The 19,770-nt window shown below is 59.9% G+C and carries 19 protein-coding genes; 1 reads left to right on the top strand and 18 read right to left on the bottom strand.

The window, feature by feature from the left end; genetic code table 11:
- Positions 1 to 21: 21 nt before the first annotated feature.
- From trbG to QRN55_RS15330, 15 genes are all read right to left on the bottom strand, one after another.
- Positions 22 to 1,035 carry a P-type conjugative transfer protein TrbG gene (gene trbG, locus QRN55_RS15400; protein ID WP_284777375.1) on the bottom strand — a complete coding sequence of 338 codons (1,014 nt, stop codon included), beginning with the start codon at positions 1,033 to 1,035 and terminating at the stop codon, positions 22 to 24.
- On the bottom strand, positions 1,032 to 1,721 hold the full coding sequence (gene trbF, locus QRN55_RS15395) for a conjugal transfer protein TrbF (RefSeq protein ID WP_284777374.1): 690 nt from the start codon (positions 1,719 to 1,721) through the stop codon (positions 1,032 to 1,034). The genes trbG and trbF overlap by 4 nt, the downstream gene beginning before the upstream one ends.
- Positions 1,718 to 3,085: a P-type conjugative transfer protein TrbL gene (gene trbL, locus QRN55_RS15390; RefSeq protein ID WP_284777373.1), complete on the bottom strand. Its 1,368-nt coding sequence runs from the start codon at positions 3,083 to 3,085 to the stop codon at positions 1,718 to 1,720. The genes trbF and trbL overlap by 4 nt, the downstream gene beginning before the upstream one ends.
- A gap of 3 nt (positions 3,086 to 3,088) precedes the next feature.
- A complete protein-coding gene (gene trbK-alt / locus QRN55_RS15385; protein ID WP_284777372.1) occupies positions 3,089 to 3,376 on the bottom strand; it encodes a putative entry exclusion protein TrbK-alt in 288 nt (95 codons plus the stop codon).
- Positions 3,377 to 3,396: 20 nt separating this feature from the next.
- A complete protein-coding gene (gene trbJ / locus QRN55_RS15380) occupies positions 3,397 to 4,179 on the bottom strand; it encodes a P-type conjugative transfer protein TrbJ (RefSeq protein ID WP_284777371.1) in 783 nt (260 codons plus the stop codon).
- Between the two features lie 2 nt (positions 4,180 to 4,181).
- Positions 4,182 to 6,632, bottom strand: coding sequence for a conjugal transfer protein TrbE (gene trbE, locus QRN55_RS15375; protein ID WP_284777370.1), 2,451 nt, complete (start codon positions 6,630 to 6,632; stop codon positions 4,182 to 4,184).
- Positions 6,633 to 6,641: 9 nt separating this feature from the next.
- Complete coding sequence (locus QRN55_RS15370) at positions 6,642 to 6,923, bottom strand: VirB3 family type IV secretion system protein (RefSeq protein ID WP_009450537.1); 282 nt, start codon at positions 6,921 to 6,923, stop codon at positions 6,642 to 6,644.
- Complete coding sequence (locus QRN55_RS15365; RefSeq protein WP_284777369.1) at positions 6,923 to 7,255, bottom strand: TrbC/VirB2 family type IV secretion system protein; 333 nt, start codon at positions 7,253 to 7,255, stop codon at positions 6,923 to 6,925. Before QRN55_RS15365 ends, QRN55_RS15370 begins: the two co-directional genes overlap by 1 nt.
- Entirely contained in the window at positions 7,252 to 8,232 is a 981-nt protein-coding gene (gene trbB / locus QRN55_RS15360) for a P-type conjugative transfer ATPase TrbB (protein ID WP_284777368.1), read from the bottom strand. Before trbB ends, QRN55_RS15365 begins: the two co-directional genes overlap by 4 nt.
- A 145-nt stretch (positions 8,233 to 8,377) precedes the next feature.
- Positions 8,378 to 8,839, bottom strand: a complete 462-nt coding sequence (locus QRN55_RS15355; RefSeq protein WP_284777367.1) for a ribbon-helix-helix domain-containing protein — start codon at positions 8,837 to 8,839, stop codon at positions 8,378 to 8,380.
- Positions 8,840 to 8,853: 14 nt separating this feature from the next.
- A complete protein-coding gene (locus QRN55_RS15350; protein WP_284777366.1) occupies positions 8,854 to 10,842 on the bottom strand; it encodes a conjugal transfer protein TraG in 1,989 nt (662 codons plus the stop codon).
- Between the two features lie 142 nt (positions 10,843 to 10,984).
- Positions 10,985 to 11,977: a LysR family transcriptional regulator gene (locus QRN55_RS15345; protein ID WP_284777365.1), complete on the bottom strand. Its 993-nt coding sequence runs from the start codon at positions 11,975 to 11,977 to the stop codon at positions 10,985 to 10,987.
- 90 nt (positions 11,978 to 12,067) lie between these two features.
- Positions 12,068 to 12,910, bottom strand: coding sequence for an enoyl-CoA hydratase/isomerase family protein (locus tag QRN55_RS15340; protein ID WP_080801681.1), 843 nt, complete (start codon positions 12,908 to 12,910; stop codon positions 12,068 to 12,070).
- A 538-nt stretch (positions 12,911 to 13,448) separates the two neighbouring features.
- Positions 13,449 to 14,243: a DUF3313 domain-containing protein gene (locus QRN55_RS15335; RefSeq protein ID WP_111783421.1), complete on the bottom strand. Its 795-nt coding sequence runs from the start codon at positions 14,241 to 14,243 to the stop codon at positions 13,449 to 13,451.
- A gap of 149 nt (positions 14,244 to 14,392) precedes the next feature.
- Positions 14,393 to 15,688, bottom strand: coding sequence for an FAD-dependent monooxygenase (locus tag QRN55_RS15330; RefSeq protein ID WP_284777364.1), 1,296 nt, complete (start codon positions 15,686 to 15,688; stop codon positions 14,393 to 14,395).
- 86 nt (positions 15,689 to 15,774) lie between these two features.
- Between QRN55_RS15330 and QRN55_RS15325 the strand changes: the two genes are divergently transcribed.
- Complete coding sequence (locus QRN55_RS15325; RefSeq protein ID WP_111783489.1) at positions 15,775 to 16,365, top strand: TetR/AcrR family transcriptional regulator; 591 nt, start codon at positions 15,775 to 15,777, stop codon at positions 16,363 to 16,365.
- 125 nt (positions 16,366 to 16,490) lie between these two features.
- Here QRN55_RS15325 and QRN55_RS15320 read toward each other — a convergent pair whose 3' ends face one another.
- From QRN55_RS15320 to QRN55_RS15310, 3 genes are read right to left on the bottom strand one after another with little or no spacing between them, the layout of a single operon-like run.
- Positions 16,491 to 17,387, bottom strand: coding sequence for an efflux RND transporter periplasmic adaptor subunit (locus QRN55_RS15320; protein WP_284777363.1), 897 nt, complete (start codon positions 17,385 to 17,387; stop codon positions 16,491 to 16,493).
- The gene (locus QRN55_RS15315) at positions 17,384 to 17,599 is read right to left on the bottom strand and encodes a DUF1656 domain-containing protein (RefSeq protein WP_284777362.1); all 216 of its coding nucleotides are present in this window, start codon (positions 17,597 to 17,599) and stop codon (positions 17,384 to 17,386) included. Before QRN55_RS15315 ends, QRN55_RS15320 begins: the two co-directional genes overlap by 4 nt.
- On the bottom strand, positions 17,589 to 19,703 hold the full coding sequence (locus tag QRN55_RS15310) for an FUSC family protein (protein WP_284777361.1): 2,115 nt from the start codon (positions 19,701 to 19,703) through the stop codon (positions 17,589 to 17,591). Before QRN55_RS15310 ends, QRN55_RS15315 begins: the two co-directional genes overlap by 11 nt.
- Positions 19,704 to 19,770: the final 67 nt, after the last annotated feature.

The following is a 19,770-nucleotide window of genomic DNA, read 5'->3' as shown; positions in this document are numbered from 1 at the left end:
CATTGGTGGTCGTCTCTTCGCTCATGACGGGTTCTCCCCGGTCTTTGCGGGCTGGGCCGCCTGCCTTTGTTCGATGCGGACAATCCTGACGGTCTGCTGGCGATCTCCGCTGCCAAGGCGCAACTCAGCTGCCCCGAACAGGCGATCCACGATCAGGATGTTCTGGTGAATGCGGCTGTTAACGATCTGCGTTTCGCCCTCGGGGCCGATGACGAAGATCGGCGGCATCTCGCCCTGCACGATGCCGCGCGGGAAGACGACATAGACGCGGCGGCCGTCGTCGAAGACAGAAATAGGCCGCCAAGGTGGCGTGTCACCGGTCAGTCCGTAACGATAGTTTCGGGCCGTCTCGACAGGGATGATGGGGGCTGCCGGAACAGTCACGCGTTGACCGGCAGGTAGCGCGGGATAGGCCCAGGCCACAGCGGGCATATAGAGCGCCGCGCGGGCGCGAAGCTCAATGAGATAGACTCGGCGATCCGTGCTGATGACAAGATTGGTAGAAATATCCTCACGGGTCGGTTTGACGAGGATATGGGCGCGGCGGCTTGTACCCGATCCGCTTTCGGTATCACCGATGATCCATCGGGCGGTGTCACCTGCTGCAACCGGTCCCGCGCCAGTCAGGCTTTCGCCGGGTTCAAGCGCGATTGTCGTGATCTGCCCCGGTGCGGCATAGACCTGAAACAGCGCCCCTTCCGACCAGGGGTAGATCTGGATGGCGTTGTAATAGCCTTCCCGGCGCGGTTCGACACGGGCGGCGGCATTGGCATTCTCGACGCGGCCAGTCGGTGTTCCGGCAGCGGTTCCGCCGCGCGCCACAGTCCATGCCGGCGGCGTGTGCAAAGGCCGAGGCCGTTCATCGGTAACGGCTGCCGGCACGACAGGAAGCGCTGGTACATCGGCATCATAGCTGAACTGCGGGGTACGGTTGGTTGCGCAGCCGGCCAGCATGGTGGCGGACAGCAACAAAGCCGCCAAAGCGGGTTTACGAAGAACCGGCAAGCCGGAGTTACGGACCATTGTGCGGGTCATTGGCTCATCTCCCGCGACCATGAAATTGCATTGACGTAGATGCCGAGCGGATTGGCGCGCAGGCGTTCAGCATCGCGCGGCGTCTGGATTACGATGGTCAGGATCGCGGTCCAGCGTTCGGTGGACGAGAGCTGGCCGTTTTCGTAATGGCGCTCCGTCCAGGCGACACGGAAGCTGTCGTTCGAGGCGCGGATCACCGACGACACCTCGACAGCAATCTGCTGCCTGCCGACCTTGGTGAACGGGTCATTGGCGCGGGCATAATCATTGAGGGTTGCAGCACCCCGGTCCGTGGTGAACTCATAGGCACGCAGCCAGTTCTGCCGCACGATGATGGCGTCGGACGGGATCGAGCGCGTCTGCTCTATGAAGCGGCCGAGATGGAATGCTATCTGCGGATCGGTCGGGCGATAGTCAGCCACGGCAGGCGCGACGGCTTGTGACTGGCCGAGATTATCGACCTGTACCACCCAGGGAACGACCGTCCCCCGCGCCGATTGCCAGATCAGGGCAGAGGCGAAACCGGCCGAGAGGATCAGCGAGCCGAAGGCCATGATGCGCCAGTTCTTTGCCTGCACGCGAGCCGAACCGATACGCTCGTCCCAAGCCTGGGCAGCTTTTTGATAGGGCGTCTCGGGTTCGGGCGATTTGCCGTAATGGGCCGATGGACGTTTGAAGATGTTCATGAGCGGTCACTTTCAGAAAGATTGATGGAGGAGCCGCCGCCATGGCTGTCGCCGGAGCGCACGGCATGGGCGGCCATCGACGTGCCGTGGCTGAGTGTCTGTTTGCGCTGCATCTGCTTTGCCCATGCCGGAAAACCGCCAGCCTGAGCTGCGGGTGATGGGGCAGCGTTCGCGGCCTCGCTCGCGCCTCCGACTGTTCCAGCCGTCGAAGACCCGCCGCTGACGCCGAAACCGGCACGCGCTCCATCGGAAAAGCTGGACTGGACGCTTTCCGATGCCTTCGAGGCGGCACGTTTCAGGGGCGATGCGGCGGCGGAGCCTGCGGCACGGGCAACACCACCCAGACCGGAGGCGACACTGGCTGCGCCGGACTGGCCAAGCGAACCGACACTGTAGGCGGCGCTCGCTGCACCTGCGGCGGTGGCACCACCCCGGACGGCAGCCGCTTCACCAGAGAGCGCTGCGGCTCCTCCCTTCGCGGCCATGCCAGCGGCCGCACCCCCGGCAAGCATCATGCCGCCTGCGGCAAGGCCGGTTCCAACGGCAGCACCTGCGCCAAGCTGCGGGCCGCCGGAAACCAGCCCGGAAGCGATGCCGGGACCGAATATGCCAAGGCCGAGAAGGGAAAGTGCAGCCAGCACGATCGCCATGGCGTCGTCGATGGTCGGCGTCACGCCGCCGAAGCCTGCCGTGAACTGTGAAAACAGCGTCGATCCAATGCCGATGATGACGGCCAGGACGAGTACTTTGATGCCGGACGAGACTACATTGCCGAGAACGCGCTCGGCCATGAAGGCGGTCTTGCCGAAGAGGCCGAAGGGAATCAGCACAAACCCGGCTAGCGTGGTCAGCTTGAACTCGATCAGCGTGACAAAGAGCTGCACGGCGAGAATGAAGAAGGCTAGCAGCACCAGCGCCCAGGCGAACATCAGGCAGGCGATCTGGATGAAATTCTCGAAGAACGACCAGTAGCCCATCATATCGGAGATGGATTCGAGCAGCGGGCGACCAGCATCAAGGCCGGTCTGCGCCACCTTGCCGGGACGCAGCAGATCGGCGGCGGAGAAGCTGGTGCCTGATCCCTTGAGGCCCAGACCGGCAAAGCTGTCGAAGATGATCTGGGCGAGATTGTTCCAGTTGCCGATCAGATAGGCGAAGACGCCCACGAAGAGCGTCTTCTTGACCAATCGCGCGATGATGTCGTCGTCGGCACCCCAAGACCAGAACAGTGCCGCCAGCGTCACGTCGATGACGATCAGCGTGGTGGCGATGAAGGCGACTTCCCCGCCAAGCAGACCAAAGCCACTGTCGATATAGCTGGTGAATACGCCTAGAAACGAGTCGATGACGCCGGTGCCACCCATGGTTCACTCTCCCCCGTTCTGATGCGGGGCGGTGGGCACCGGCGTCCGGCCGAGAAAGCGGTCGCGGTTCTCGGCCCAGGTGGCGAGGCAATCGTGATCGCTCGCGGCGGCCTTGCCAAGACGCTGACAATCGCGCAGGCTCTGGCGCAGCGGATCGGCAGAGGGCTGAAGCGAAGGAGCCGGACGGTTCTGCGCCGGTTCATCCTCACGGGCCATTTCGATCACCGTGGCGGTGATGGCGATAGCCACGAAAATGATCGCGCCCAGTCGGGCCAGCATCTTGCCGTCCATGTCGCGCCCCTCCTGTCCGGTCAGTTGTTGCCGTTGCCGAACATCTGCGCGTTGCCGGGCTGATAGCCCGATCCCGGCGTCAGGAAGCGTTCACGCTGGACGCGCCCCTGTTCGGCGGCGGTGGCGCGTTCGGCCTCGATCAGCGCTTCCGAGCGGCCATTGGCCGACATCAGCGCGATCAGGTCGGAAAACTGCTGCGACTGGAGGGCGAGAAGCTGGTTGCCCGCTTGCGTTGCCTGCAAGGCGCCGGTGGCGTTCTGGCTCTGGCCGACCAGAGCCGACATCTCGGCGCGGTTGGTGTCGATATTGCCGACCACACCAGCCTGCACGCGCATGGCATCCTGCAAACCGCCAACTGTGTTCTGCCAGCGCGAACGGGCATCCGCGACAAGCTGGGTGTCGGTGGCCGACAGCGAGACATTGCCGTATTTTTGACTGAACATCTGATCGACGTTCTGCACGTCGAAGGCGATGTTCTGCGCCTGGGCGAGAAGCTGCTGCGTGCGCTGCACATTCTGCTGCAAGGTCTGGAGCGAAGAATATGGCAGGCTGGTGAGATTGCGCGCCTGATTGATGAGCATCTGCGCTTCGTTCTGAAGCGAGGTGATCTGGTTGTTGATCTGCTCCAGCGTGCGCGCCGCCGTGAGCAGGTTCTGCGCATAGTTGGTCGGGTCATAGACGATGCGGCCGAAACCGAACTGTGCGTGGGCCGGGCTGGTCAGCATGGGTGAGAGCGCAAGCGGCGCGGCAAGCAGTGTTGCCGCCATGAGCATGGCCCGCAAACGGGAAAGACGGATCGTCATGGTCAGGACTCCTTTTCGGTCTGGGGGATGAGATTGGTGAGATCGGGGATCAGCTCCGCCGCCCATTCGACGCCGCGATCGCGCAGCCAGGCGGCGAGGAAACCGTCCTGCCCATGCTCGGCAACGAGATCGGCGATGCGGGTCTGATCGGTTTTGGATGATGCGGCGCAGAGCGCGAGGCCGACTTCGGAAAGACCCAGCTCAAACAGGCGGTTGCCGCGGCGCGACTGGCAGTAATAGTCCCGCTTGGGTGTCGCCCGCGCGAGGATCTCGATCTGCCGGTCATTCAGCCCGAACCGCCGATAGATCGAGGTGATCTGAGGCTCGATGGCCCGTTCGTTCGGCAGGAGCAGCCGTGTCGGGCAGCTTTCGATGATGGCGGGCGCGATATTGCTCCCGTCAATGTCCGAGAGCGACTGCGTTGCGAAGATGACGGAAGCGTTTTTTTTGCGGAGCGTCTTCAGCCATTCGCGGAGCTGATTGGCGAAACCCTCGTCATCCAGCGCCAGCCAGCCTTCGTCGATGATGAGCAGGGTTGGCCGACCATCGAGCCGGTCGCCGATCCGATGAAACAGATAGGCCAGCACTGCCGGCGCAGCGCCCGTGCCCACCAGTCCCTCGATCTCGAAGGCTTGCACATCGGCATGGCCGAGATGTTCGGCCTCGGCATCGAGCAACCGGCCATAGGCACCGCCAATGCAATAGGGTCGCAGCGCCTGCTTGAGGTCGTTGGCTTGCAGGAGAACCGCAAGGCCCGTGATGGTGCGCTCATTGACGGGTGCGGATGCGAGCGAGGTCAGAGCCGTCCAGATATGCTCCTTCACCTCCGGCGTGATGGTCATGCCTTCTCGCATCAGGATGGCGTCGATCCAGTCAGCGGCCCATGACCGCTCATAAGCGTCATCAATTCGCGCGAGCGGTTGTAGAGAGACGGAAACCTCCGATCCCTCGGTCAACCCGCCGCCGAGGTCATGCCAGTCGCCGCCCATTGCGAGCGCGGATGCGCGGATCGATCCTCCGAAATCGAAGGCGAAGATCTGGCTGCGTTCATAGCGGCGAAATTGCAGCGCCATCAGCGCCAGCAGCACTGACTTGCCCGCGCCGGTCGGGCCGACGACAAGGGTATGACCGACATCGCCGACATGAAGGGAAAGCCGGAACGGCGTCGAACCTTCGGTCTTGCCATACAGCAAGGGGGGCGCTCCGAGGTGTTCGTTCCGTTCCGGCCCCGCCCACACGGCCGATAGCGGGATCATGTGGGCAAGGTTGAGCGTCGAGATCGGTGGCTGACGGACATTGGCGTAGGCATGTCCGGGGATCGAGCCGAGCCAGGCATCGACGGCATTGACGGTTTCCGGCATGGCCGTGAAATCGCGGCCCTGAATGATCTTCTCGACCAGACGCAGCTTCTCGTCGGCGACCCGCGGATCAGCATCCCATACGGTGACGGTCGCTGTGACATAGGCCATACCGGCGACGTCAGCGCCGAGTTCCTGCAAGGCCATATCGGCATCAAGCGCCTTGTTGGACGCATCGGTGTCCACCAGCGCCGATTGTTCGTTGGTCATCACCTCCTTGAGGATCGCCGCGATGGATTTGCGCTTGGCAAACCACTGGCGGCGGATTTTGGTCAGCAGCTTCGTCGCGTCCGTCTTGTCCATCAGGATGGCGCGGGTGGACCAGCGATACGGGAACGCGAGTCGGTTCATCTCGTCGAGCAGGCCGGGTGTGGTCGCTGTCGGGAAGCCGATGATGGTCAGGACGCGCAGATTCTGGTCGCCAAGACGCGGTTCCAGCCCCCCGGTCAGGGGCTGGTCGGCCAGCAGCGCATCGAGGTGCATTGGCACTTCGGGTACGCGGACGCGATGACGGTTGGTCGAGATGGTGGCATGCAGATAGGTCAGCGTACCGGCGTCATCGAGCCAGCGGCATTCCGGCATGAAGCCGTCGAGCAGCGCCAGCACGCGGTCAGTGCGGTCGATGAAGCCGCTCATTAGCTCCCATGGATTGACGCCGGATTGCTCGCGGCCCTCATAGAGCCAGGCTTCGGCGCGTGCGGCATCTTCGGCGGGCGGAAGCCAGAGGAAGGTCAGGAAATAGCCGGACACGAAATGCGTACCCGCTTCCTCGAACCCGGCCTTGCGCTCGGCATCGACCAGTGCGGAAGCCGCATCTGGAAAACGGCTGTCGGGATAAATTGCGGCCTCGGAACGCTGCGCCTCGACGAAGATAGACCAGCCGGAGCCAAGACGGCGCACGGCGTTGTTGATGCGACCGGCAACCGCAACCAGTTCGGCGGCGACAGCAGAATCCAGATCCGGCCCGCGAAACTTCGCGGTCCTCTGGAAGCTGCCGTCCTTGTTCAGCACAATGCCGGCGCCGATCAGGGCTGCCCATGGCAGGTAGTCGGAAAGGCGAGCGGAGGTGCGGCGATATTCGGTGATGTTCATCATGCCCGCGCCTCACACCGACAGATGACCCGGAATGCGCAGATGCCTGCGCCCGACCTCGACGAAGAGCGGATCGCGTTTGGCTGCCCATACTGCGAGGAAATGACCGACCGCCCAGATGGCGATGCCAACCAGCCAGAGACGAAGGCCGAGACCGACGGCCCCGGCCAGCGTGCCGTTCACAATAGCGATGGAGCGCGGTGCGCCGCCGAGCAGTATATGCTCGGTCAGCGCCCGATGAACCGGGATCGAAAACCCCGGCACCGCATCGAGCTGTTCGAAGCCGCCCGCCATCAGATGAGCGCTCCGCCGCCGAAGGAGAAGAACGACAGGAAGAAGCTAGAAGCCGCGAACGCGATGCTGAGGCCGAACACAATCTGGATCAGCTTCCTGAAGCCGCCACCGGTGTCGCCAAAGGCCAGAGCAAGGCCGGTAGAAATGATGACGATCACTGCGATGATCTTGGCGACCGGCCCCTCGATCGACTGAAGGATACTCTGAAGCGGTGCCTCCCAAGGCATGGAAGAGCCGGAAGCGTGTGCAGCAGGCGCCAGCATCAGGCTGATGGAAACAGCGGCAGTGGCGGTTGCCATGATGCGGCAGCCGCGCGAAATCGTGCGGATCATGAGTGATCTCCTTTCGAGATGGTTGCGGGGGTGACTGCGTAGTCGCCGTCCGGCCCCAGCCCATCGACGCGGGCGAGTTCAACCAGCCGGCGGGAAGATCCGCGTCCGGCAAGGACAGCAACAAGGTCGATCGTCTCGGCGATTAGCGCGCGCGGGACAGTGATGACAGCTTCCTGGATGAGCTGTTCGAGGCGGCGCAGGGCACCGATGCCGGAACCTGCATGGATGGTGCCGATGCCGCCCGGATGGCCTGTTCCCCAGGCTTTGAGCAGATCGAGAGCTTCGGAACCGCGAACCTCCCCGACCGGGATGCGATCAGGCCGTAAGCGCAGCGATGAGCGCACCAGATCGGAGAGCGTGGCAACGCCATCCTTGGTCCGCATGGCCACGAGATTGGGCGCGGCACATTGCAGCTCGCGCGTGTCTTCAATGATGACGACGCGATCCGAGGTCTTCGCCACCTCGGCCAGCAGCGCGTTGGTCAGTGTCGTTTTGCCGGTGGAGGTGCCGCCGGCGACGAGGATGTTTGCGCGCGTGGCGACGTTCAGGCGCAGCACCTCCGCCTGAAGGCTAGTCATGATCCCGGCGGTCACATAGTCATCAAGCGTGAACACCGCGACGGCAGGCTTGCGGATGGCGAAGGCAGGTGCGGCGACGACAGGCGGCAATAGCCCCTCGAACCGTTCGCCGGTTTCGGGAAGCTCAGCCGAGACGCGGGGTGCGCGGGAGTGAACCTCCGCACCAACATGATGGGCGACGAGACGCACGATGCGCTCACCATCGGCGGCAGACAGCTTTTCCCCCGTATCGGCCAACCCTTCGGACAGACGGTCCACCCAGACACGGCCATCCGGGTTCAGCATCACCTCAACCACACCGGGATCTTCCAAAAACCGGGCGATGGAAGCCCCAAGAGCGGTGCGTAGCATCCGCGCGCCACGGGCAATCGTTTCCGGCTTTTGATGTGATGCAGTCATAGCGGCCCCGTTCATGACGGGCGCGCAAAAGACGGGCCCCGGATCGGGGTCGATTAAAAGAACCTGATTTTGGGCTGTTTCAACAGATGTTTACGCGCGTGCGGCCATCGGCGGAGCCTGGCGGTGAATAGGACGGGTTGCAATCCTAGACCCCATCGCCGTCACCTTCGATTTTATCGCCCAGTGGGGTGCCGTGTAGCGCAGCCATATCGTGCGATATTTCTTTGAGAAACCTATCACCGGTAGCGAGACGCTTACCAAGCGACTGCATGAAGCCCTCAAAGCGCTCGTTTCCCTTGATGCGCGCAGATTGTTTTGCACTGTCGGGCAGCGGCGGCGTGAGGGTCAGCCAGAATTGTACGAATAGCGAAAGGGTTTCACCCAGCACGGCGATATCCTCGTCCAGTATGTCGAACTGACGGCCAAGTTTGTCCAGGCGGCGCGACATGGCGGCTTCCAGTCGCTCAGTCGTATCGCCTGACATGAAGGATGCTACCGCCGCCTCGATCACTGCGGATTTCGAGACATTGCGGCGCAAGGCGAGCGCTTCCACCTGTTTCAGCAGAGCGGGATCGAAGTAGACATTCATGCGGGTGCGCGTCGTCATGCCTGTCTCCGCTCTCAAAGCTCGATGCCGTCATTTGGGTCAAGCGACGCCTGCCGCGCGACCATGCGCATACGCTGGCGCATAGCACGGGCCTTGGCGGCATCGACGTCCGGCTCATCATCGAGAAAATCAAACTCCTGCGATGGTGGTGGAGGTGGCGGGATGATTTCCTCATGCTCGGGCAGTTCCGGTTCACGCCGGATACCTGCATTGGCCGGATCGTCATCGGATGTATCTGAGGCGGAGACATTGCCGGTCGCAGCCGCAACAACGCGGCTTGTCCAGTCGTCCTGCGCCGATGTGGTAATTTTCACCGGCTGCTTGCGCAGATCGGGCGGTGACATCACCCGCTCCTGAAACCGCGCATCAGCATAGTAGCGTGCCTTGGCAGCACGGATCGGCGGCACCCCCGCCACCATGACGATCTCGTCGGTGGGTGGAAGCTGCATGATTTCACCGGGCGTCAGCAGTGGACGCGCCGTTTCCTGACGAGACACCATGAGGTGCCCCAGCCATGGCGCGAGGCGATGGCCGGCATAGTTGGTGGAATCGCGCATTTCGGTTGCCGTGCCGAGCGCATCGCTGATCCGCTTGGCAGTACGTTCGTCATTGGCCGCAAAGGCAATGCGCACATGACAGTTGTCGAGGATGGCATTGTTCTGGCCATAGGCGCGCTCGATCTGGTTCAAGGATTGGGCGATCAGGAACGCTTTCAGACCGTAGCCAGCCATGAAGGCGAGCGCCGATTCAAAGAAATCCAGTCGTCCGAGTGCGGGGAACTCGTCCAGCATCAACAGCAGCCGATGCCGCTTGCCGGACGTTTCCAGTTCCTCAGTCAGACGCCGCCCCACCTGATTGAGGATGAGGCGGATGAGCGGTTTGGTGCGGTTGATGTCCGAAGGCGGAACGACGAGATAGAGGCTTACGGGTTCTCTTGCACCGACCAGATCGGCAATGCGCCAGTCGCAGCGTTCAGTCACGCGGGCCACAATCGGGTCTCGGTAAAGACCGAGAAACGACATGGCGGTCGAAAGCACGCCGGAGCGTTCGTTCTCTGATTTGTTCAAAAGCTCCCGCGCAGACGAGGCAATGACGGGATGCACCCCGGCTTCTTCAAGATGCGGAGTGTCCATCATCGCGCGTAAGGTCGCCTCTACAGGACGGCGAGGATCTGACAGGAAATTGGCGACACCAGCCAGTGTCTTTTCCTTCTCGGCATAGAGAACATGCAGGATCGCGCCGACGAGCAGGCTGTGCGAGGTCTTTTCCCAATGGTTACGTTTGTCGAGACTGCCTTCGGGATCAACGAGAATGTCTGCGATGTTCTGAACATCACGGACTTCCCATTCACCTTGCCGCACTTCCAGAAGCGGGTTGTAAGCTGCCGAATGCACATTGGTCGGATCGAACAGAAGGGCGCGGCCATGACAGGCCCTGAAGCCTGCGGTCAGGTTCCAGTTCTCGCCCTTAATGTCATGGACAATGCAGCTTCCCGGCCAGGTCAGCAGCGTCGGCACGACGAGGCCAACGCCCTTGCCGGATCGGGTTGGGGCAAAGCACAGCACATGCTCGGGGCCGTCATGGCGCAGATAATCCTTACTGTGCCGCCCCAACACGACGCCATCCGGGCCGAGTAATCTAGCCGCATGGATTTCCTTATCCTCGGCCCATCGCGCCGAACCGTAGGTGGCGACATTGCGGGCTTCCCGTCCCCGGATGATCGACATGAAGAGGGCGGCGGCTATTGCAAGAACCGCCCCGGACGTGGCGACGAACGCACCTTCGGTAAAGATGCCGGGCGCATAGGCGTCATAAGAAAACCACCACCAGAAGAAGGCAGGTGGATAATAAAATGGCCATCCGGCAATATCGAACCAGGGGGCGCCGAGCTGGGGCTGGAAGCCGAGCCGGAAAGCCACCCATTGCGTTGCAGCCCAGACCATCACCACGACGATGGTGAACACCACAATGATCTGGCCCCAGAGTATTCGGCCTCCACGCATACAGGCTCCAATCGGCAAGAGAGACGGCGCCGATCAAAGAATAGCGGTTTACGCGAGTGGCAACAGAAAAGGGCTTGCCGGAGGGACGCCGGATACCATCGGGGGCAAATAGGATGGGCTGCAGCGGCACCATGAGGGTGCGTTATCGTGTGTCAGAAGAAAGGTGTGGGCAGTCCACTGTCTTCGTGACGCTGAGGAGTTTCAAAAGCGCAGGATCGCGGTTTTGGGGCGACCACACAGCAGAAAAGGCGATCGTTTCCGGTTCGTCGCTGATCGGCAGAAAGCAAACGTTCGCAGTATTGGCTTGGACCACTTCCTCCACGAAAAGAGAAATACCGTGTCCGGCCGCAATCATCGACAGCAACGTGCTGCGTCCAACATCGCAACGGTGAATGGTGGGCGTCAACCAGTTTCCAGTCGCCCGCGTGACGATCAGGTCATGAATCTGTGGGCCGCTTCCGCCATGCCGAACGAGAAATGCTTCCCCGGCGAGTTGACGCCACTCGATGTTTGTCTGCAGGGCCAAGGGATGCCCAAATGGTAACGCGACCACCAGACGATCGCGCCATATGACGCGCGAATTGAGGTCAGAAATTTTATGATTCTGAGCCATGAAAGCGATATCAATTTTGCTTTCACGAAGCATGATCTCAGCGTCACGTGCCGTTGCTTCTGTGATTTGCAATTGAACATCTGGATACGCGTCTTGGAATTGATTTAATAATTGGTCGAGGAGCCAGCCTGCTGTAAGAGCATAAACGCCAATCCGCAGTTCGCCCTTACCCCCGCGCGCGTTGATTCCCGCGGTGTTGATCGCAGCATCAAGAATGCTGATAGCTTCCTGAACCTGATCGACGAACTCGCGTCCAGCATCGGTGAGTCGAACGCCGCGCGTGTTGCGCTGGAAGAGGATGACGCCGAGGTCCTCCTCCAACTGCTTGATCCGGGCGCTGACACTTGATTGACTGGTGCCCAGCGCCGCAGCGGCCCGTTGGAAACTCAAATACTCGGCAACAGCAAGCGTTTGGACGAGCGATTTCAGTGAAACCCGCCCGTCTATAAGTGCGTAAACCCGTGACGCTCTTGCAGCCCGACCTTTACTACGACGCAAAACTACCTCTTCGATAAGATTCACAGCAACGAGCAGGCGCTTTTTACACGAGGATCTACCCACTGAACGAGATCGATGACAGCTTTCGGCCTCAATATGAGCGATGTCGAACGATCAACGATCTCGGAAACGGTGGGCGTTCTTCATGAGGCGTGCGAATGCGCCTTCACGATCGGTCGTCATCTCATACGATTGATGCATCAGGTGAAAGCCCATGTCCTGTACCACTGCTTGCTTCCAGGGCCTGGATAGGATTGCGTGCGTTAGATGACGGGTCATCTTAGACCGTTCCATCATCATTCCGGCGATCTCCCGAGCCCGGGGCAGCAACTCTTCACGTGGCAAGCACTCATTTGCCAACCCAAGTTCCACAGCGGTGCGCCCGTCGATGCACTGGCCAGTGTAGGCGTAGTAGGCCGCTCGCTTAACGCCTATAGTCCGCTGAAGGATCAGCGCCATTCCATCACCCGGAGGCGTACCGCCAAGGAAATGTGGATCAAAGAAGTCAGCGTCTTCTGCACAAAGCGTAATGTCGCAAAGCGTCGCGAGTTCGCAATGGGTACCAGGACCGTTGATTATACCGATCGTAGGTATATCGATGTTGAATACCATGTTTTCGATCAGACGCCTTGAGTCGTGAAATAGTGCCAGTTGCTCTTCGCGATCCCATTCGCGAAATGGCGTCGTCCACACCTCGGGATTACCGATTTGCCAGCGATCCCCGGTCCCCGTCACGATAAGAACTTCATTTTTGCGATCTCGACCGATATCGATCCAGGCTTCGCGCCAAGCATGATGAGCTTCCCAGCTATGAACCGCGGGTCCTCCCTCGTGATGAAACCGGCACTCAATGACGCCATTCTCCCTGGTTAGAGCGATAAACTTCTCGTACGACGATTTGTATTGTTCAAATGAACTGCAATGGCTGGAGTCTAGGAAGCTTTTGTGTTCCGACATATCTAGTGTCCTCTCTTTGATTAGATGAAGAATTCAAGGTAAGTAAATTTGGGAATATGCCGCTGTTCAGACCTCACAAATCCAACGTGTCCTGACACGTTTTGGAGAACTCCTGGATGGAATCCCGTAGGCAGCTTTTGATTGTGAGCGGATTTAGCCCGCCACAGATATTCTTCATCTCCGCTTGGCACATCTGGGCCGTATCCCAAAAAATCTGGCATGCTGGAGAAAGTTTCTCTCGATTTTGACGGGCACATTGGTTGATGCTGTCAGGCGATAGCCGCCATGGTCGAACGCAAAGCGAGCGTATCTCCGCGCCGCACGCCTCTTTGACGGCAGGTGACGGCGAGTTTGCCAGCGCTACTTGCGAGCACATGCCCACCAAACCGCTCACTACGAACCGGATGAGAAGGCGATGCATTGAGTTGTATCCGCAGTCTAATCGCCACTTTAAAGTCTTATGCGTCAACATGTGCTCGATCTCTGTTGTTTCGTGACGGCGGCATGGCGTATTCATTAAACTCCTTCAGCACATCCATTACTTTGATGCACTTGGTTGGGGTTGGTTCTCCGTCCATTTTGGTGGCGCTCCAAACCGACTGGCGATCAAGCCAACCAGACCTGGAGAACGCCCAAAGGTCTCGCACGCGGCGTGCTTGGGTGTGCCGCCGAACCAAGACTGGACGCGATGTGCTGAAGGCAGCGAGAGACCGGAGCCATTTCGATCCTGACCGTCGACTATGAGTTTCGAGAACTCGTTCCCAAAGGTGGCTGCTAACGTGTAAGCATCCCCGACCTGGGATACTCGCGGCGTGTTTGAAATCGAGTTGGCTCCGCGTGCCCAGACTGTCGCTGCAAGCTGATTGCCTGAGTGGTCAACCGCTTCTGCTTCAACGGCAATGCCGCCGAGCCCGATTGGCAGGCGTGGAGCTGCTATCGGAAGTGCAAATCCGGTCCCGAGGGTTAATGCCGCCGAAGCTCCCGCTGCGACCTTGTCCGTTGGCACGAGACCTGTGACGACAGCACGAACGGTCATGTCGGCGACCTGCCCGTAGGGCACCATCTCAAACCTATCGCTGAGTGATATACAGAGCGCGCGATCGAGGATGTTCGCAACCATCCTTCGATCATCTAGGGATCCTACCTGCGAGGCGGCATCATGGGTGAAGCTCGCAGGAATGATCGTAGCTGTCCTCAATCGTGACAGAGCTACGCTGTCAACATATGTGCGCCGCTTCGATAGGGTGCCTTTCTCAGGACTGAGACGACTGTACGAGCTTAGCGTGCCGCCCTCTTTCAGAGGCACGGAAGTACATGCTGCAAGCAACGGCATAGCCAAGAGAAAAAAAAGCCGAGTACGGCACGGCGATACCGATGCTCCACCAAGACGCGACGCGTGATCCTTGGTGAAACGCTGCCTGCCCGATCCGGAACCTATCGCAATTGTATGCGCGGTTTCGCGCCTCGCAGTATATAGTCCTATCAACGTTCGGCACCCCTGCCCGCGGGCTCAGTCGGGCCAGAAGGCAACCTCTCTGTCGCAAGTCCAGTTGCACCCTCCGGTTGCCGCGAGACGGCGGTTGGAAAACGGTATTCGTGGATATCGGCTGGCGTGTCCTTGCCCTGCATCCTTGAGACTAGCGCATTGAGCGGTGGAGACAGTAGCCAGTTGCGAGTGATAATACCCAAGCGGGTGCGGGGCGTAGATAGCCCCGTAAATAACTGCTTTTGCTTTTGCGCGACCAACGGGCGCTGGGCGGCTTCGTAGCCTGACAAGGCGGCGGACGAAATACCATGAGTGGCCAGTTCTCCCGCGAGCCGGTAACCGCCGGTTAATGCAAGAAGCGCACCTGCACCTGACGCAGGTGACGCGCAATATGCGGCATCGCCGACGAGAACCACCCGCCCCGACGACCATGATGGCATCTGCACTTGAGCGAGCGCATCAAAGTAGAAATTGGGAGCGCTGTCGGTCTTCTCAAGCAATGCAGGTACATGCCAGCCGAGACCCGTAAAGGCTTGGCGAAGCAAATCGCGCTGTTTATCGACATCGCGGTAATCGTAGCTGAGCGGAGTCTCGCTACGGAACATGAAGTTGATCTGTCCAAGTCCGGGCTCGGCACGGAAGATTGCCGCGGATTTTCCAGGCTCGTTGTAAAACGTCACCCAGCCGTGTTCACCCATGGGAAGATCGACGTTTAGAAACGCAAAGTAGTGTTGCTTGAATTTTAAAAACTCTTCTTCTGCTCCGAACACGGAGCGACGAACGCTCGAATGTAGCCCATCCGCGCCGATAACGAGATCGAATCGTCTAGGGGGCCCTTTTGCGAAGGTGACATCTACCCCGCCTTCATCGTCCTGGAGCGTTTTGATCGTTTCGCCAAATACGTAATTTACGTCATTCTTGGTCGCATCGAAGAGCAGTTCCGCCAGATCCCCGCGCTTGATCTCCAAATCTTCGGAACCCACCATCCGTTCCATCGCCTCAAGTGGCATTCTCGCGCGTTCCCGATCGCGGTGATCAACGAAGCGCATGCCCTTGATTCTCAGCACCTTGGCGCGAACGGCAGATGTGAGGCCCATTCTCTCGACAACGGCGAGAGCTTCGGACCTTATATCCACACCGTTTCCGCCGCGGCGCAACTCTGGCGCCTGCTCCACGATAGTCACATCGAAGCCGGCGCGGACAAGCCAGAAGGCGGCTGTCGGTCCAGCAATACTGGCGCCGACGATCAGAACTTTGGGCCGGTTGCCGGCAAAACTATCTGCTTTTGACATATCTCATGCTCCTGCATATAAGATACACGTCGCATCCTATCTCGCAAGAGTCAAGATGCGGCTCGCATCTTATTTTTGAGGTCGTAATGGATACAAAGGCGCAAAGACGACGTGGCCCTGAGTTGGACGAAGCCATTCTTCAGGCTGTCTGGGATGAGCTATCGGCGAAAGGCTATGGTGGATTGACGTTAGATTCGGTTGCAAGCCGAGCCGGCACTAGCAGACCAGTGATCCACCGTCGGTGGAAAAGCTTAAACGACTTGGTAATGGCGGCCTTAGCTCGCTACGTAGCCCTCAACCCTATTTCGATTACAGATCAGGGCAGCGTCCGCAGCGAAATGGTGCTCCTACTGAAGCGGCTTTCAGACCGAGCTCAACCTCATTTGATGCGGATCCTCGTCGATATGCGTGAGGATCTTTTGAAAGACAACCTGAGTTTCGTCGATGTTCCTAGCAGGATCGGTGAACATGGACTGGTTGCCGAGATCCTGGAGCGTGGAGCAAATCGTGGTGAAATTGACCTCGCACGCATTACCCCACGAATTGCCTCGTTACCAATCGAGCTAGCGCGTCACGACATGCTAATGACTCTCAAACCTCTCTCTGACAAAAGCATCGAAGAAATCATAGACGAGGTCTTCTTGCCCCTAGTTCTCCGAAGCTCGAAAGAATACTAACTGCTGGAACGTTCGGCTGGGGCGCTTCGGAGCTGTGAAACGCCGTATCGGAATATAGCGTGAACGTCGTTTATCGCTCCCATGAAGTTAGACAATTTACAGGGAACGGCCGAGTGATATGGCCATCATGGCCGCTCTCTCGTTCCTGCCTCAGCATCTGAGGCTAATATCTCAACCGTTGCCGTCATACCCGCCGCTAGTTCCACACCGGACGGCGCCCGATCAATTTTGATGCGTACCGGGATGCGCTGGGCAAGCCGCACCCAGGAAAATGTTGCAGCCACATTGGGCAGCCCGAGATGGCCGGGCGCATCGTTGCTGTTCTCGATTCCCCGACCGAGGCTTTCGACATGACCAGTGACTGGCTGATCAAAACCCATCAGCATGATGTGAGCCTGGTCGCCAACGCGGATCTGTCGGATCTTCGTCTCCTCGAAATAACCGGTGATCCAGAAGCTGGCGGCGTCGAGGACGGCGACCTTCGTCACACCAGCCGTCGCATAGTCGCCCGGCCGAAGCCTCAAATTGGTTACATAACCGTCGACCGGCACGCGGACCGTCGAGCGGGCAAGGTTAAGCTTGGCCAGATCGAGCGCCGCCACCGCTGACTGATAGGCGGCGCCTGCAACCGCAGCAGCACCGCTCGATTGCTGAGCCACCTCCTGGGAGACGACGTCCTTGAGTTGGCTGTGCCGCCGCGCCGTTGCCTGACGAACGATCATATCCTGGCGCTTGGCTTCGACCTCAGCCTCAGCCAACGCCACTGCCAACCTGAGCCGCTCGGGGTCGATCTCGTAAAGGATGTCACCTCGACGAACATATTGGTTATCAACCACGGAAACAGCGTTGACCGTGCCGGAGACTTCCGGCGCGATCTGTACGACATCGACGCCAACGCGTGCGTCGCGGGTCCAGGGTGTCCGCTCGTAGTGGTTCCACGCCTTCAGCGCGATAAAGGCGGAGACGGCGACGAGGCAAAGGGTCAGGGCATAGCGCCCAAGCAGGGATAGGACAGGTTTCAAGGCAGGAGTCCGATCGATGGCAGGTACTGCACGAGCAGACCGTAGATGATGACAAAGGTGGCGAGTTCGACCAGCGGCCGATAAGCGAACCGGCGATTGAGACCCGAGGCGGTAAACAGGCGGAGCACTGACATGGTGGCGACCAGAGAGACGAACGCGATAACTACAAGGCCGGGGATCAGGACGCCTCCGATATTGAGATCAACGATCATCGGTCGTGATCCTCCTGTCTGCCTGAGAGCCAAGCGCGAACCGCATGTCGATGAGCAGATCGACAATCTGCAGGCGGTTCTTGAGCACGCCGCCGGCCGTCTTCTCGATCAGGGTCTCTATCCGCTTATCGAGGTCGAGGAGGTCGGCAGGCGTTGACGGCCTCCGGCCACTGAAGCGTGCGGCGATGACGAATAGAAGCTCGTTCAGTTCAACGCCGGCCTCGCCCTTGATCTGCGGGATTGTCTTGCGAAGCTGTCCGGCGGCATGCCCGATGCGAAGATGGTTCAGCGTATCGTCGAGCACATCTGGATAGGCTTTGCCGGTCAGCCGCAACCTTGGCAGCAGCAAGGCTGTCCGATCAATCATCAGGCTTGCCCAGCGCGCTTCGTCGGGTGCAGCGCCGAGCGCGCGTCGGCCAACGTCCCGGCGACTCAATCGAAGCAAGCGGTTGATCGCTCCATCGACCGGCAAGGTCTGAAACAGGGACATACTTACGGCGCCGAAGCCTACCGCCGCGAACAGCGCGATCACACTGTTGAGTGAGGTGGCGAAGTCTCCGGTGTAATAGGGACCTAGGGCCGAGAGGATCGGAATGGTCAGCGTGATGCCAAGCGCCATGAAGGTCGTCGGCAGGCGTGCTTGGAGAGAGCCCGCGAACAGGAACGCTGGCGCAAGCACCGCGACCAGAACCCGAAAGTCCGTGACCTGGGGCAAGATGAAGAAGCTGTAGATAAGGCTGATTACCACCCCGTAGATGGAGCCGACGAAGTATTTGATGACAAAAGGTACAGGCGCATCAAAATTGGCGAACAGCGTGCAGCAAACGCCTAGAATGGAGACGGCCATTCCTCCCTCCGACCAGGCCGACCAGATCCAGAAGGCGCAGCCGATGACGATGCCGACGATCGCGCCGAGCGCGGTTCGCCCCGCCATCCAGGGATCGCGATGATAGACATAGCCTTTCGCTCGCTTCGGTCCATGAAGCGACCTAGCGTCGCGTAATCGCCCGGTCGCCGCAATGGTCCGCCCGAGCCTGTCGCAGTCCTGTAGCAGACCGACCATCTCGGCGAGGTGACCTGCGAGGTTGGCTGCAAGCCTGTCGCCGGGTATCGCAGCCTCGGCGCCAAAACGCTTCTGGACTGATCGTGCGTGCGCGATGAGTTGGGCTGCGGCAGCCTCCCGGTCTTCCGTTTCGGCGCTTGCGGCCCAGACACCGACGTCACCGACCAAGGCGATCAGCTCACCGGGCGCATCGCTGTCGCCTAAGCGAAGGACCTCAATCCGGTCTTCGATCTCGGCTGCGAGCCACAGCAAGCGGGCAAGCCGGTCATGGATAAGTTGCAGTATCTGGCGTGACGGTGTGGGCGCCGGATCATAGGGCAGATGCGTGGCAAGCCCCTGGATTGCCAATAGGTCCCCTGCGAGTTGATGGCGGTCGCGGCGGTTTTCTCCCGGCGTTCCACGCAGTGCATCGCCTGCCAGCCGACGAGCGTCCCGCAACGTGGCCGACAGCTTGCCGGTGAACTGGCCGGTCATGCGTTTCGGGACAATGTAGCGATGGATCAGGACGGCACACAAAATTCCAATCAAGATTTCCTGAACGCGCACCGACGCCGTCTCGAAAATCGCGCCTGGATCAAGCACACTCGGGAACCCGATCAGGCTTGCGGTATAGCCGGCAAGAACAAAGGCATAAGCGCGCGGTGTGCGATCAAGCAGCGAGAAAAACAGGCACAGTCCGATCCAGGCCGCAAGCACGACGCTGCACACCATCGGATCGTTCACGAAGTTCGGAACGATCGCGACCGTTGCTATGGCGCCGACCAGCGTCCCGGCAAAGCGATAGACACCACGGCTAAAGGACGCCCCGGCAGACGTCTGTGAGACGATGTAGACAGTTACGATGGCCCAGAACGGCTTGGGAAGCCCGATCCGCAGCGAAATGTAATAGGCCAGCATAGCCGCGGCGAAACTCTTCGCCGAAAACAGGATCGCGTCCGCATCCGCCTTCAGGGAGGATGCGCGCAGGAAGCTCGTTCCAGCTTCAAAAATGGCTGCAACAGTCTTGCTTGAGGGGGTGTTTACGGATGGCACGGTGTTCATGCCGCTAGTTATGATCGATTTGCAACATCACATAAATTGGCTATTATGACATAAAATACCTAAAACT

This window comes from Agrobacterium sp. lyk4-40-TYG-31 (genome assembly GCF_030209855.1).
GTDB classification, from domain to species: domain Bacteria; phylum Pseudomonadota; class Alphaproteobacteria; order Rhizobiales; family Rhizobiaceae; genus Agrobacterium; species Agrobacterium vaccinii.
The sequence above is the reverse complement of the archived record's forward strand: the minus strand, read 5'-3'. Positions and strand labels throughout refer to the sequence as shown.